The sequence below is a fragment of the Streptomyces sp. NPDC001493 genome, assembly GCF_053597235.1.
Map to the genome: position 1 here is coordinate 76,901 of NZ_JBSFHV010000007.1, position 13,635 is coordinate 90,535.

General features: G+C 70.8%; 10 protein-coding genes. 7 read left to right on the forward strand and 3 right to left on the reverse strand.

Annotated elements, in window-relative coordinates; translation table 11 throughout:
- The first annotated feature begins 143 nt into the window (after nucleotides 1-143).
- From metH to ACWCWD_RS12895, 3 genes are all read left to right on the forward strand, one after another.
- On the forward strand, nucleotides 144-3,656 hold the full coding sequence (gene metH / locus ACWCWD_RS12885) for a methionine synthase (protein ID WP_450772473.1): 3,513 nt from the start codon (nucleotides 144-146) through the stop codon (nucleotides 3,654-3,656).
- 175 nt (nucleotides 3,657-3,831) lie between these two features.
- Entirely contained in the window at nucleotides 3,832-4,551 is a 720-nt protein-coding gene (locus ACWCWD_RS12890) for an HAD family hydrolase (RefSeq protein WP_450772474.1), read from the forward strand.
- Nucleotides 4,552-4,628: 77 nt separating this feature from the next.
- Nucleotides 4,629-6,155 carry a hypothetical protein gene (locus ACWCWD_RS12895; protein ID WP_450772475.1) on the forward strand — a complete coding sequence of 509 codons (1,527 nt, stop codon included), beginning with the start codon at nucleotides 4,629-4,631 and terminating at the stop codon, nucleotides 6,153-6,155.
- Between the two features lie 48 nt (nucleotides 6,156-6,203).
- Here ACWCWD_RS12895 and ACWCWD_RS12900 read toward each other — a convergent pair whose 3' ends face one another.
- Both ACWCWD_RS12900 and ACWCWD_RS12905 read right to left on the reverse strand, forming a co-directional pair.
- On the reverse strand, nucleotides 6,204-6,875 hold the full coding sequence (locus ACWCWD_RS12900) for a response regulator (protein ID WP_390964908.1): 672 nt from the start codon (nucleotides 6,873-6,875) through the stop codon (nucleotides 6,204-6,206).
- A gap of 10 nt (nucleotides 6,876-6,885) precedes the next feature.
- Entirely contained in the window at nucleotides 6,886-7,797 is a 912-nt protein-coding gene (locus ACWCWD_RS12905; RefSeq protein WP_450772477.1) for a RecB family exonuclease, read from the reverse strand.
- 104 nt (nucleotides 7,798-7,901) lie between these two features.
- Here ACWCWD_RS12905 and ACWCWD_RS12910 point away from each other — a divergent pair, with 104 nt between their 5' ends.
- The 3 genes from ACWCWD_RS12910 (at nucleotide 7,902) to ACWCWD_RS12920 (ending at nucleotide 11,090) form a co-directional block, all read left to right on the forward strand.
- Complete coding sequence (locus ACWCWD_RS12910; RefSeq protein ID WP_450772479.1) at nucleotides 7,902-9,146, forward strand: site-2 protease family protein; 1,245 nt, start codon at nucleotides 7,902-7,904, stop codon at nucleotides 9,144-9,146.
- Between the two features lie 70 nt (nucleotides 9,147-9,216).
- A complete protein-coding gene (locus tag ACWCWD_RS12915) occupies nucleotides 9,217-10,125 on the forward strand; it encodes a tRNA (adenine-N1)-methyltransferase (protein WP_450772481.1) in 909 nt (302 codons plus the stop codon).
- 374 nt (nucleotides 10,126-10,499) lie between these two features.
- Complete coding sequence (locus ACWCWD_RS12920; protein ID WP_450772482.1) at nucleotides 10,500-11,090, forward strand: hypothetical protein; 591 nt, start codon at nucleotides 10,500-10,502, stop codon at nucleotides 11,088-11,090.
- Nucleotides 11,091-11,118: 28 nt separating this feature from the next.
- Here the strand turns inward: ACWCWD_RS12920 and ACWCWD_RS12925 are convergent, their stop codons facing one another.
- The gene (locus ACWCWD_RS12925) at nucleotides 11,119-11,430 is read right to left on the reverse strand and encodes a ferredoxin (RefSeq protein ID WP_327174846.1); all 312 of its coding nucleotides are present in this window, start codon (nucleotides 11,428-11,430) and stop codon (nucleotides 11,119-11,121) included.
- A gap of 241 nt (nucleotides 11,431-11,671) precedes the next feature.
- Here ACWCWD_RS12925 and arc point away from each other — a divergent pair, with 241 nt between their 5' ends.
- A complete protein-coding gene (gene arc, locus ACWCWD_RS12930; protein ID WP_450772484.1) occupies nucleotides 11,672-13,438 on the forward strand; it encodes a proteasome ATPase in 1,767 nt (588 codons plus the stop codon).
- The last annotated feature ends 197 nt before the right edge of the window (nucleotides 13,439-13,635 follow it).

The window sequence follows — 13,635 nt, forward strand, 5'->3', positions numbered from 1 at the left end:
GCCACACCATTTCCGCCACAGCATGCAGTCCGGTCGGTGGGACGCCCGCACAGGGGTCACCGGTAGCGGGCTACGCTGGCCGGGTGCGCCTTCCGCCTGAAGTGCGCAAAGCCGACAGCCGTCGCATCCCTGGGAGATCATCCATGGCCTCGTTGCCGACCCCTTCCGCTGCCGGCCCGAACAGGGTCGAAGCACTCCGCGAAGCACTCGCCACCCGTGTGGTCGTGGCCGACGGTGCCATGGGCACCATGCTCCAGGCCCAGGACCCCACGCTCGAAGACTTCCAGGACCTCGAAGGCTGCAACGAGATCCTCAACATCACCCGCCCCGACATCGTGCGCTCCGTGCACGAGGAGTACTTCGCGGTCGGCGTGGACTGTGTCGAAACCAATACCTTCGGCGCGAACTCCTCCGCCCTGGGCGAGTACGACATTCCCGAGCGCATCCACGAACTCTCCGAGTCCGGCGCGCGCATCGCCCGCGAGGTCGCCGACGCGTTCACCGCGTCCACCGGGCAGCAGCGGTGGGTGCTCGGCTCCATGGGCCCCGGCACCAAGCTGCCGACCCTGGGCCACGCCCCGTACACCCAGCTCCGCGAGGGCTTCCAGCAGAACGCCGAGGGTCTGATCTCCGGGGGCGCCGACGCGCTCATCGTCGAGACCACCCAGGACCTCCTCCAGACCAAGGCCGCCATCCTCGGCGCGCGCCGGGCGCTGGAGGCGCTGGGCAGCGACCTCCCGCTGCTGGTCTCGCTGGCCTTCGAGACGACCGGCACCATGCTGCTCGGCTCGGAGATCGGTGCCGCGCTGACCGCGCTCGAACCGCTCGGCGTCGACATGATCGGCCTGAACTGCTCCACCGGCCCGGCGGAGATGAGCGAGCACCTGCGCTACCTCACCCGCCACTCCCGCATCCCGCTGCTCTGCATGCCCAACGCCGGTCTGCCCGTCCTCACCAAGGACGGCGCGCACTTCCCGCTCGGTCCCGAGGGCCTGGCCGACGCCCAGGAGACCTTCGTCCAGGAGTACGGCCTCTCGCTGGTCGGCGGCTGCTGCGGTACGACCCCCGAGCACCTGCGCCAGGTCGTCGAACGCGTCCGGGGCACCGTCCCCACCACCCGCGACCCGCGTCCCGAGCCCGGCGCCGCCTCGCTCTACCAGACCGTCCCGTTCCGCCAGGACACCTCGTACCTCGCCATCGGTGAGCGTACGAACGCCAACGGGTCCAAGAAGTTCCGCGAGGCCATGCTGGAGGCCCGCTGGGACGACTGCGTGGAGATGGCCCGCGACCAGATCCGCGAGGGCGCGCACATGCTCGACCTCTGCGTCGACTACGTCGGCCGCGACGGGGTCGCCGACATGGAGGAGCTGGCCGGGCGCTTCGCCACCGCCTCGACCCTGCCGATCGTGCTGGACTCCACCGAGGTCCCCGTGCTGCAGGCCGGTCTGGAGAAGCTCGGCGGCCGCGCCGTCCTGAACTCCGTCAACTACGAGGACGGCGACGGACCCGAGTCCCGCTTCGCCAAGGTCACCAAGCTCGCGTCCGAGCACGGCGCCGCGCTGATCGCGCTCACCATCGACGAGGAGGGCCAGGCCCGTACCGTCGAGCACAAGGTCGCCATCGCCGAACGCCTCATCGCGGACCTCACCGGCAACTGGGGCATCCACGAGTCGGACATCCTCATCGACACCCTGACCTTCACCATCTGCACCGGTCAGGAGGAGTCCCGCAAGGACGGCATCGCCACCATCGGCGCCATCCGCGAGCTGAAGAAGCGCCACCCCGACGTCCAGACCACGCTGGGCCTCTCCAACATCTCCTTCGGCCTCAACCCGGCCGCCCGGGTCGTGCTGAACTCCGTCTTCCTCGACGAGTGCGTCAAGGCCGGACTCGACTCCGCCATCGTGCACGCCTCGAAGATCCTGCCGATCGCCCGCCTGGAGGAGGAGCAGGTCAAGGTCGCCCTCGACCTGATCTACGACCGCCGCGCCGAAGGCTACGACCCGCTGCAGCGGCTCATGGAGCTGTTCGAGGGCGTCAACATGAAGTCGATGAAGGCCGGCAAGGCCGAGGAGCTCCTCGCCCTGCCGCTCGACGAGCGCCTCCAGCGCCGCATCATCGACGGCGAGAAGAACGGCCTGGAGGCCGACCTCGACGAGGCCCTGAAGACCCGTCCGGCCCTCGACATCGTCAACGACACCCTGCTCGAAGGCATGAAGGTGGTCGGCGAGCTGTTCGGCTCCGGCCAGATGCAGCTGCCGTTCGTGCTCCAGTCCGCCGAGGTCATGAAGACCGCGGTCGCCTACCTGGAACCGCACATGGAGAAGTCCGACGCGGAGGGCAAGGGCACCATCGTGCTGGCCACCGTCCGCGGCGACGTCCACGACATCGGCAAGAACCTCGTCGACATCATTCTCTCCAACAACGGCTTCAACGTCGTCAACATCGGCATCAAGCAGCCGGTCTCCGCGATCCTGGAAGCCGCGGAGGAGCACAAAGCCGACGTCATCGGCATGTCCGGCCTCCTGGTGAAGTCCACCGTGATCATGAAGGAGAACCTGGAGGAGCTGAACCAGCGCAAGCTGGCCGCCCGGTACCCGGTGATCCTCGGCGGCGCGGCCCTCACCCGCGCCTACGTCGAGCAGGACCTGCACGAGATCTACGAGGGCGAGGTCCGCTACGCCCGCGACGCGTTCGAGGGCCTCCGGCTGATGGACGCCCTCATCGGCGTCAAGCGCGGCGTCCCCGGAGCCGTGCTCCCCGAACTCAAGCAGCGCCGGGTGCCCAAGCGCGACACCGCCGTCCTGGAGGTCACCGAGCCGGAGACCGGCGTCCGCTCCGACGTCGCCACCGACAACCCGGTACCCACCCCGCCGTTCTGGGGCACCCGCGTCGTCAAGGGCATCCAGCTCAAGGAGTACGCCTCCTGGCTCGACGAGGGCGCGCTCTTCAAGGGCCAGTGGGGCCTCAAGCAGGCCCGCGCCGGCGACGGACCGACGTACGAGGAGCTCGTGGAGACCGAGGGCCGCCCGCACCTGCGCGGCTGGCTCGACAAGCTCCAGAGCGAGAACCTGCTCGAAGCCGCCGTGGTCTACGGCTACTTCCCCTGCGTCTCCAAGGGCGACGACCTGATCCTGCTGAACGAGGACGGCTCGGAGCGCACCCGCTTCACCTTCCCCCGACAGCGCCGGGGCCGCCGCCTCTGCCTCGCCGACTTCTTCCGCCCGGAGGAGTCCGGCGAGAAGGACGTCGTCGGCCTCCAGGTCGTCACCGTCGGCTCCAAGATCGGCGCCGAGACCGCCAAGCTCTTCGAGGCCAACGCCTACCGGGACTACCTGGAGCTGCACGGCCTCTCCGTCCAGCTCGCCGAGGCCCTCGCCGAGTACTGGCACGCCCGGGTCCGCTCCGAGCTCGGCTACTCCGGCGAGGACCCGGCCCACGTCGAGGACATGTTCGCGCTGAAGTACCGCGGCGCGCGCTTCTCCCTCGGCTACGGCGCCTGCCCGGACCTGGAGGACCGCGCCAAGATCGCCGACCTGCTCCAGCCCGAGCGCATCGGCGTCCACCTCTCCGAGGAGTTCCAGCTCCACCCGGAGCAGTCCACGGACGCGATCGTCATCCACCACCCGGAGGCGAAGTACTTCAACGCGCGCTGACGCGCCGCGCACGGTCGCCGGGCGCCACCTTCCCGACGTGCTCACGTCGGGAAAACACCCGGGACCGTTCACGCGCGAACGCCGGACGAGTCGTAGACTGGTCGGTCCAGTGAGGCCGGTCGCCCTTCCCCTGAAGGGTGGCCGGCCTTCTCGTCCCTCACGGAAGGTGTGCCGCATGACCAGTACGGTCCCCGCGTCCCTGACCCGCACGGCCGACGGTGCCACCCTGCAGGCCGTCCTTCTCGACATGGACGGCACCCTGGTGGACACCGAGGGTTTCTGGTGGGACACCGAGGTCGAGGTGTTCGCCGACCTCGGCCACCGGCTCGACGAGTCCTGGCGCGAGGTGGTCGTCGGCGGGCCGATGACCCGCAGCGCCGGCTACCTCATCGACGTGACGGGTGCGGACATCGCGGTGGAGGAGCTCACCGTCCTGCTGAACGACCGCTTCGAGAAGCGCATCGGACGGGGCGTCCCCCTCATGCCCGGCGCGGCCCGGCTGCTCGCCGAACTCGCCGCCCACTCCGTGCCGACCGCCCTCGTCTCGGCCTCGCACCGCCGGATCATCGACCGGGTCCTCGACTCGGTGGGCCACCACCACTTCGCGCTGACCATCGCCGGGGACGAGGTCGCCCGCACCAAGCCGCACCCCGATCCCTACCTCGCGGCCGCCGCCGGATTCGGCGCCGACCCGGCCCGCTGCGCCGTCATCGAGGACACCGCCACCGGCGTCGCCTCGGCGGAGGCCGCCGGATGCCGGGTCGTGGCCGTCCCCTCCGTGGCGCCCATCGCACCGGCCGCCGGACGCGCGGTCGTCGGCTCGCTGGAAGACGTCGACCTGGCCTTCCTGCAGAAGCTCGTCCTGGCCCCGGCCTTCCACGGGGACCAGAGCTGATCGGCCCGGCGGATCCCGGCCGGAGCCCGGAGCCCGGTGCGCGCTCCGACAGGGCAGGCCGAGCGGTCACGAACCGCGTGCGCGGCAGGGGCGACCGCGACCCTTCCGCCCTCGCCGCACTGGGGGCGCTGCTCGACGGCTCGCTCACGCAGATCGCCGACGCCTCCGCGGACGCCCGCCGTTTCGACCGCGAGAGCGTCCGAGCGGCCGCCGACGTGTGGGACAACGGAACCTACCCGCTGTTCCGTGCGGCGACCGCCCTCACCCGGCGCGGGCGCGAACGCCGGGCACGCGTGCTGCTGAAGTGGCTCGCCGACCTCGGTGAGCAGCGACGGACCTGGATACTGGAGCGTGCTGCGGCAGCCGGGCACTCCCTGGACCGGCTGCTTCCGCCGACCGAACCGTGGTGCGGGCCGTGGCGCGACCCCGGCGGACACGTGATGGCACCGATGGGCGAGCGGCTGACACGGTCGAGTGCGGGGGAGCTGGCGGCCGACTACGACATGGCGACGGCCCAGGTCCACGATCTGAGGGTCGAGCTGGCGGGCAGCCGCCTCGTGGGCCACGTCCGGCTGGACGTCGACCGCTCTTTTCCGGTCGGAGGAGGTGAGCCGCCCGACCAGGCGAATCTGTACCTGTGGCTGGAGGACGTCGCGGAAGTCAGCTTCGACTCCCTCGACGCCCCGGGCGCCTCGCTCGACGGGTCGAGCACCGGCGAGGCGTCGATCCGTATCGGCACCCGCGGTGCACTCCGCGCGGCCACGGCGCACTACAGCCTCAAAGACCCCTACTGGTACGCCTCCGCCACGGGGCGCCGGGCCGACGCGACCGAGGAGCGTCGCGAGAACCGTTCCGCCGGGGCGGCGTCGCCACCGTGGAGGTATCTGGGCCCGGCCGCGTGGGCGGCGGCGACCGTCCTGCGTGAGGCCATGGTGGAGATCCGCGGAGTCCGCTTCCCCCGCCACTGCGAAGAGATTCCGGTACGAGCCCTGCACCGGGCCTTCGCCGGAGCGGGGGAGGCGATACTCGCCGCGGGGGCACACCGACTGCCCCACCGCAGGGAGGCCGCCTTCCGCGAGCTGATCCGGACCTGGGCCGGGCGCGGAGGTCCCGGCCTGGCCCACTGGTTCGCCACCGTGCTCCGGGACGAGGCCCGCCGGTCGAAACATCTGACCGAACTCCACGAGGCGCTGAGTGGCCGGGTCGGCGCACCCGACCGCTCGCCGACGGACGAGCACCCGGCCGGCGACCCACCGGCGCGGCCCGATCCCGATGGTCCGGGACCGGCGCGGTCCGAGCTCCGGCTGGCCATGTACACCTCGAACCGCAACCAGTTCGGCGGGGACCGGGAGGCATCGGGCCTGATCCACCTGGCGGTGCCGCCAGGGCCCGAGGACGGCGACCCGGCCGCCTGGCGCCTGCGTGAGGACGCGACCCCGGACCCCGCCCGCTTCCGCGTGCGGACCGAGGCCTTCCGAGGGGCCGCCCGTCCCCGCACCACCGTGGACGAGGAGGGAGCCCGCCATCTCACCCTGGGCGACGGGGCCCTCGAGATCACGGGCCGGAACCGGGTGGCCGATCCCCGGCGAACACCGGAGCGGTGACCCGCCGGGCCGGGCGGGCCACCGCTCGGTCCAGCACCGCTCCCGCCACTACTGAGCGCCGGGCCGGACCAGACCGCTCTCGTACGCGTACACCGCCGCCTGCACCCGGTCGCGGAGCTGGAGCTTGGTCAGCACGTGCCCGACGTGCGTCTTCACCGTCGTCTCGCTGACGAAGAGGTCCGCCGCGATCTCCGCGTTCGACAGGCCGCGCGCCACCAGCTTCAGCACCTCGACCTCGCGGTCGGTCAGCCGGTGCAGGGCGTCCGGGACCGGCTCCTCGCCGGACGGGAGGTGGTCGGCGTACTTGTCGAGCAGCCGCCGGGTGACGCTCGGGGCGAGCATCGCCTCGCCCGCGGCCACCACCCGGATCGCCTGGACCAGCTCGTTGGCCGGGGCGTCCTTGAGCAGGAAGCCGCTGGCGCCCGCGCGCAGCGCCTCCACGACGTACTCGTCCAGATCGAACGTCGTCAGCACCAGGACCTTCGCCGGGCCGTTCCGGTCCGGGCCGGTGATCTGGCGGGTCGCCTCCACACCGTCCATCCTCGGCATCCGGATGTCCATCAGCACCACGTCCGGCTGGAGCGCCCGGACCTGGTCGATGGCCTGGAGTCCGTCGCCGGCCTCGCCGACCACCGCGAGATCGCCCTCGGCCTCCAGAATCATCCGGAAACCGGTGCGCAGCAGTGGCTGGTCGTCGACCAGCAGGACGCGGATTGCCACGAAGAACTCCTCAGGAACCGTCTGGGGACGCGGGCCGACCGGCGTCGGCCCCGACCGGCCCCATTCTGCCCGCCCCATCCTCACGGGACTCCGGCAGCACCACGGGGAGCGGATAGACCGGGGGAGTCCCGCCGAATTCCGGACAGACCGCCTGGTGGTCGCACCAGCCGCAGAGCTTGGTCGGCCTCGGCCGCCACTCGCCGGTCTCCGTCGCCAGCCGGATCGCCTCCCAGAGCGCGTGCAGCTTCCGCTCCACCCGCTCCAGGTCCGCGACCACCGGGTCGTACGTCATGACGTCGCCGCTGCCGAGGTAGACCAGCTGGAGCCGGCGCGGCACCACGCCCTTGAGGCGCCAGACCACCAGCGCGTAGAACTTCATCTGGAAGAGCGCGCCCTCCGCGTACTCCGGACGCGGCGCCTTCCCCGTCTTGTAGTCGACGATCCGGACCTCGCCCGTAGGCGCGATGTCGACGCGGTCGATCACCCCGCGCAGCCGCAGCCCCGACTCCAGCTCCGTCTCCACGAACATCTCGCGCTCAACCGGCTCAAGCCGCGTCGGGTCCTCCAGCGAGAACCACCGCTCCACCAGCCGCTCCGCCTCGCCCAGCCACCCCGCGAGCCGCTCACCCCCGGTGTCCTCGGCGAAGAGCTCCGTCAGCTCCGGCTTCGACTCCAGCAGCCGGTCCCACTGCCCCGGCACCAGCGCCCGCGCCCTCGGCGCCGTACGCTCCGCGGCGGGCGCGTCGAAGAGCCGCTCCAGCACCGCGTGCACCAGGGTTCCCCGGGTGGCCGCCTCGCTCGGCTTCTCCGGCAGTTTGTCGATGACGCGGAAGCGGTAGAGCAAAGGGCACTGCATGAAGTCGTTCGCCCGCGACGGCGACAGGGAGGACGGCGGCGCGGGGGGCCGGGGTGCGGAACTCATGCCCCAGACCCTACGACCCGCCACTGACAGCGGGCGGCATACCATCGACGGCAGAGCTTCGGGCACTGCATGATCGACTCAGACGCCCCGGACGGAAGGACCCAGTGGACGAGAGCGACCAGAGCGGCGACAGCGGGCGCCGGCAGCCCGGCGCGGGGGGAACCGACCCCGGACCGGGCAAGGAACGCCCCCGCCGCCCCGCCGGACCCGGCGGCGGCCTGCTGATGGGCCGCCCGTTCGGGGTGCCCGTGTACGTGGCCCCCAGCTGGTTCGTCGTCGCGGCGCTCATCACCTGGGTCTTCGGAGGACAGCTCGACCGCGTCCTGCCCGGGCTCGGCGCCGCCCGCTACCTCGTCGCCCTCTTCTTCGCCATCGCCTTCTACGCCTCCGTACTGGTCCACGAACTCGCGCACACCGTCGCGGCCCTCCGGTACAAGCTGCCCGTGCGCCGCATCCAGCTCCAGTTCTTCGGCGGTGTCTCCGAGATCGAGAAGGAGACCGAGACCCCGGGGCGCGAGTTCGTCCTCGCTTTCGTGGGGCCGCTCCTCTCCCTCGTCCTGGCCGGAGTGTTCTATCTCTCCATGCAGTTCGTGGAGCCCGGCACCGTCCCCGGCGTCCTGCTCGCCGGACTGATGATCTCCAACCTCATCGTCGCCGTCTTCAACCTGCTGCCCGGGCTCCCGCTCGACGGCGGACGCATGCTGCGCGCGGTCGTCTGGAAGATCACCGGCAAGCCCATGAGCGGCACCGTCGTCGCCGCCTGGGTCGGCCGGGGCCTCGCCGTCGCCGTACTCGTCGGCCTGCCGCTGCTCACCCACACCGGCGGCTCGGCCGACGAGATCGGCGGCATGGAGACGGTCACCGACGCCCTGCTCGCCGCCATCCTCGCCGGGATCATCTGGACCGGCGCGGGCAACAGCCTGCGCATGGCACGGCTGCGCGAACACCTCCCCGAGCTCCGGGCCCGCACCCTCACCCGCCGCGCGGTGCCCGTCGAGTCCGCCACCCCGCTCTCCGAAGCGCTGCGCCGGGCCAACGAGGCGGGGGCCCGCGCCCTCGTCGTCGTCGACCCGGAAGGCACCCCGAAGGGCGTCGTCCGGGAGTCCGCCATCGGCGGGGTCCCCGAGCACCGCCGCCCCTGGGTCGCCGTCGGCGGCCTCGCCCAGGACCTCAACGAGGGCATGCGCGTCCCCGCCGAGCTCGCCGGCGAGGAACTGCTGGACCGGCTGCGCGCCACCCCCGCGACCGAGTACCTCGTCGTGGAGGAGTCCGGTGCGGTCTACGGCGTCCTCTCCACGACCGACGTGGAACGCGCCTTCCTCGCCGCCATGACCCGCCCCGGGTCCTGAGGCCGGCTCCGGCGGGCGCCCGCCGTCCACCGGCGGAAGGAGGCCCCGGAAACACCGGTACGCTGGTCACATGTCTGAACCGACCGGTGCCGCCCGCCGCCGTGGGCCCTTCAAGGTCGGGGACCAAGTACAGCTCACCGATCCCAAGGGACGCCACCACACCTTCACGCTCGAAGCCGGAAAGAATTTCCACACCCACAAGGGTTCTTTCCCGCACGACGAGCTGATCGGTGCTCCCGAGGGCAGTGTTGTCCGTACCACGGGAAACGTCGCCTATCTCGCGCTGCGCCCCCTGCTCCCCGACTACGTCCTCTCCATGCCCCGCGGCGCCGCCGTGGTCTACCCCAAGGACGCCGGCCAGATCCTGGCCTTCGCCGACATCTTCCCCGGCGCCCGCGTCGTGGAGGCGGGCGTCGGATCGGGCGCGCTCTCCACCTTCCTGCTCCGCGCCATCGGCGAGCAGGGCATGCTGCACTCCTACGAGCGCCGCGAGGACTTCGCCGAGATCGCCCAGCAGAACGTGGAGCGCTACTTCGGCAGCCCGCACCCGGCCTGGCAGCTCACCATCGGTGACCTCCAGGACAACCTCTCGGACACCGAGGTGGACCGGGTCGTCCTGGACATGCTCGCCCCGTGGGAGTGCCTGGAGGCCGTCTCCAAGGCGCTGGTGCCCGGTGGCATCGTCTGCGCGTACGTCGCCACCACCACCCAGCTGTCGCGGACGGTCGAGTCCATCCGCGAGATCGGCTGCTTCGCCGAGCCGCAGCCCTGGGAATCGATGATCCGCAACTGGCACGTCGAGGGCCTCGCCGTCCGTCCGGACCACCGGATGATCGGCCACACCGGCTTCCTGGTGACCGCCCGCCGCCTGGCCGACGGTGTCGAGCCCCCGATGCGCCGCCGCCGTCCCTCCAAGGGCGCCTACGGCGAGGACTACGACGGCCCCGGCGGCCGGAGCGGTTCCGCCGCCCGCGACTGACGGACGCGATCTCCCGGCCACCGGCCGACCGCGTGACCCACCGAGGTCGCGCGGCACCGACGACCGCGACCCGACCGTGGTGACCGACCACCACGACCGGCTCGCGGTGCAGCGATGGGCGCCGCCGCCCCGCCCTCCCGGACCGACCCGGGCAGGCGGGGCGACGGCGCCCTTCGCGTACCCCCGCTCCGGATCCGGAGCGGGCACGGCACCGGTGCTCCTCCTGTTCCGCCCTCCGGTTCCCGGCGGAAGCCGTCGCACACCCCGCTGTTCCCCGCCCGTGTGAGGTGTGGCACGATGCTGGCCACCCCCTGCCGCCGATGCCCGGCAGGGACGTTCCACATGCTCCCCGGAAACATCAGGAGACAGACCGCGTGCAGCCTTCCGTACTCCCGGATCTCGCGCACAACGACTCCAGGGCGATGCACTGGCTCGCCACCGCCGCCGCGGTGTTCGCGACCGTCGCGGTGGCCGGCCTGCTGCAGCCCGGCGACGGCGCGGCGTCCGCGTCCGCCGCGACCGCGGCTCCGGCCGGTACCGCGGCTCCCCGGACCAGTACCGCCGAAGCCCCCGACCCCGCCGGCGTGGTCTTCCCGCTCGTGTGCGGGAGCGTGGGCCAGGCCGTGGGACGGCAGGCCCGGGGCGATCTGGACGGCGACGGGAAGCCCGAGACCGTGGTGGCCGTCCACTGCGCCGCCGGCTCGGGCACCCCGCCGGACGCCCTCTACGTCCTGACGCACGGAAGCGGGGCCGCACCCCGGGTCGTGGCGACCCTGGTGGACCCCGCTCTGCGGCTGACGGTCGGTGAACTCGCCGTCGAGAACGCGGTCGTCTCCGCGACCACGCTCGGCTACTCCTCGAACCAGGTGCCCAGCTGCTGCCCCGACCAGCGCGAGGAGACCACCTGGCGCTGGTCGGGCGGAGCCTTCGTCCGGTCCGTCGCGCGAGCCGACGCCGGCGTCTGACCGGCCCGGGCCGCCCGCCGGACGCCGCCTACGCCGCGTCCGGCCCGTACACCTCGACGCTGTCCGAAACTCGACGTACGTGGATGCAGTCGCCGGGGCACTCCTTGGCCGAATCCACCACGTCCGTCAGCAGCGGCAGCGGGACCCGCGTGGTCGCGCCCGGCTCCTGGAGCAGCTCGTCGTCGGCGCTCTTCACGTACGCCAGCCCGTCGATGTCCAGCTCGAACACTTCGGGGGCGTACTGGACGCAGATCCCGTCGCCCGTGCAGAGGTCCTGGTCGATCCAGACCTCCAGATCCTCGGTGTCGCTCGCGCCGGGCGAGTCCTGCTGCGCGGTCATATGTCCTGCCGATCCCTGCGTATCTCAACCAATTGAAGCCAGCCCTGACGGGTGTTGAACGGTTCGACGATACAACTGGCTGCTTTCACGTGCCCAAGGGTGGGTATTCCCTTGGCACGAGGGGGAGAGCAAGGGTGAAGATCGGACACACCCCGCAGTCTTTGTGATCTAGGGGTTTCAATCACCACCCACGCAGGTAGGGTCAGGAAGCGTCCAGCTCCCCTTGGAGGAGGTGAGGACCGTGGCAGCCCACGACGACGACATCAACCGCGGCATCCGGCCCGGGCGGGGGTCAGAAGACCCGTCGGGCCAGGTCGCCTATCTTGAGCAGGAAATCGCCGTCCTGCGACGTAAGCTCGCCGACTCTCCGCGTCATTCGAGAATTCTCGAAGAGCGGGTCGTCGAGTTGCAGACCAGTCTGTCCGGTGTGACCGCACAGAACGAACGGCTCGCCCATACGCTCCGCGAGGCCCGCGACCAGATCGTGGCCCTCAAGGAGGAGGTCGACAGGCTCGCGCAGCCGCCTGCCGGTTTCGGCGTGTTCCTGCAGGCCAATGAGGACGGTACCTGCGACATCTTCACCGGGGGCCGCAAGCTCCGGGTGAACGTCAGCCCCAGCGTCGAGCTCGAAGGCCTCCGTCGAGGCCAGGAAGTCATGCTCAACGAAGCGCTCAACGTGGTCGAGGCCATGGAATTCGAGCGGGCCGGGGACATCGTCACTCTCAAGGAGATCCTTGAGGACGGCGAGCGCGCCCTGGTGATCGGGCACACCGACGAGGAACGGGTGGTGCGGCTCGCCGAGCCGCTGCTCGACATCACCATCCGCCCCGGCGACGCGCTCCTGCTGGAACCCAGGTCCGGTTACGTCTACGAAGTGGTGCCCAAGAGCGAGGTCGAGGAACTCGTCCTCGAAGAGGTCCCGGACATCGACTACGACAAGATCGGCGGTCTGGGCGACCAGATCGAGCTGATCCGCGACGCGGTCGAGCTCCCGTACCTCCACCCCGACCTCTTCAAGGAACACGAACTCCGTCCGCCGAAGGGCATCCTGCTCTACGGTCCGCCCGGCTGCGGCAAGACGCTCATCGCCAAGGCCGTCGCCAACTCGCTCGCCAAGAAGGTCGCCGAGGTGACCGGTCAGCCCACGGGGAAGAGCTACTTCCTCAATATCAAGGGCCCCGAGCTCCTCAACAAGTACGTCGGTGAGACCGAGCGGCACATCCGCCTCGTCTTCCAGCGTGCCCGGGAGAAGGCGAGCGAGGGCACCCCCGTCATCGTCTTCTTCGACGAGATGGAATCCCTTTTCCGTACCCGCGGCAGCGGCGTCAGCTCGGACGTGGAGAACACCATCGTCCCGCAGCTGCTCGCCGAGATCGACGGTGTGGAAGGGCTGGAGAACGTCATCGTCATCGGCGCCTCCAACCGCGAGGACATGATCGACCCGGCCATTCTCCGGCCCGGCCGCCTCGACGTGAAGATCAAGATCGAGCGTCCGGACGCGGAGGCCGCGAAGGACATCTTCGCGAAGTACCTGACCTCCTCGCTCCCGCTGCACTCGGACGATCTCGCCGAGCACGCCGGCTCCAAGCCGGCCGCCGCCCACGCCATGATCCAGTCCGTGGTGGAGCGGATGTACACGGAATCCGAGGAGAACCGGTTCCTCGAAGTCACCTACGCCAACGGTGACAAGGAAGTCCTCTACTTCAAGGACTTCAACTCCGGCGCGATGATCCAGAACATCGTCGACCGGGCCAAGAAGATGGCCATCAAGGCATTCCTCGAAGAAGGCCAGAAGGGCATTCGCGTCTCCCATCTCCTCCAGGCGTGCGTGGACGAGTTCAAGGAGAACGAGGACCTGCCCAACACCACCAACCCGGACGACTGGGCCAGGATCTCCGGAAAGAAGGGCGAGCGGATCGTCTTCATCCGCACGCTCGTCACCGGAAAGCAGGGCGCGGACACCGGCCGGTCCATCGACACGGTCGCGAACACCGGTCAGTACCTGTAACGAGCGGACCGGCTGCGGCTGCCCCACGGGGCAACCGCAGCCGGCTGTTTTCCCCGGAGTCGCCGCCGTATTCGCGCCGCATCCGAACAAAGACGTAATGGATCTCCCCACCGGGGCAGAGGCGTTCTAGGCTCTGACGTACCGCCGACCGCGCAGTGCGGGGCCGGACGACCGCGCACGCAATCGGACAAGCAGCG

Coding starts and splice junctions, on each gene's coding strand:
- metH (WP_450772473.1), top strand. CDS start 144: ATGGCCTCGTTGCCGACCCCTTCCGCTGCCGGCCCGAACAGGGTCGAA.
- ACWCWD_RS12925 (WP_327174846.1), bottom strand. CDS start 11,430: ATGACCGCGCAGCAGGACTCGCCCGGCGCGAGCGACACCGAGGATCTG.
- ACWCWD_RS12890 (WP_450772474.1), top strand. CDS start 3,832: ATGACCAGTACGGTCCCCGCGTCCCTGACCCGCACGGCCGACGGTGCC.
- ACWCWD_RS12915 (WP_450772481.1), top strand. CDS start 9,217: ATGTCTGAACCGACCGGTGCCGCCCGCCGCCGTGGGCCCTTCAAGGTC.
- ACWCWD_RS12905 (WP_450772477.1), bottom strand. CDS start 7,797: ATGAGTTCCGCACCCCGGCCCCCCGCGCCGCCGTCCTCCCTGTCGCCG.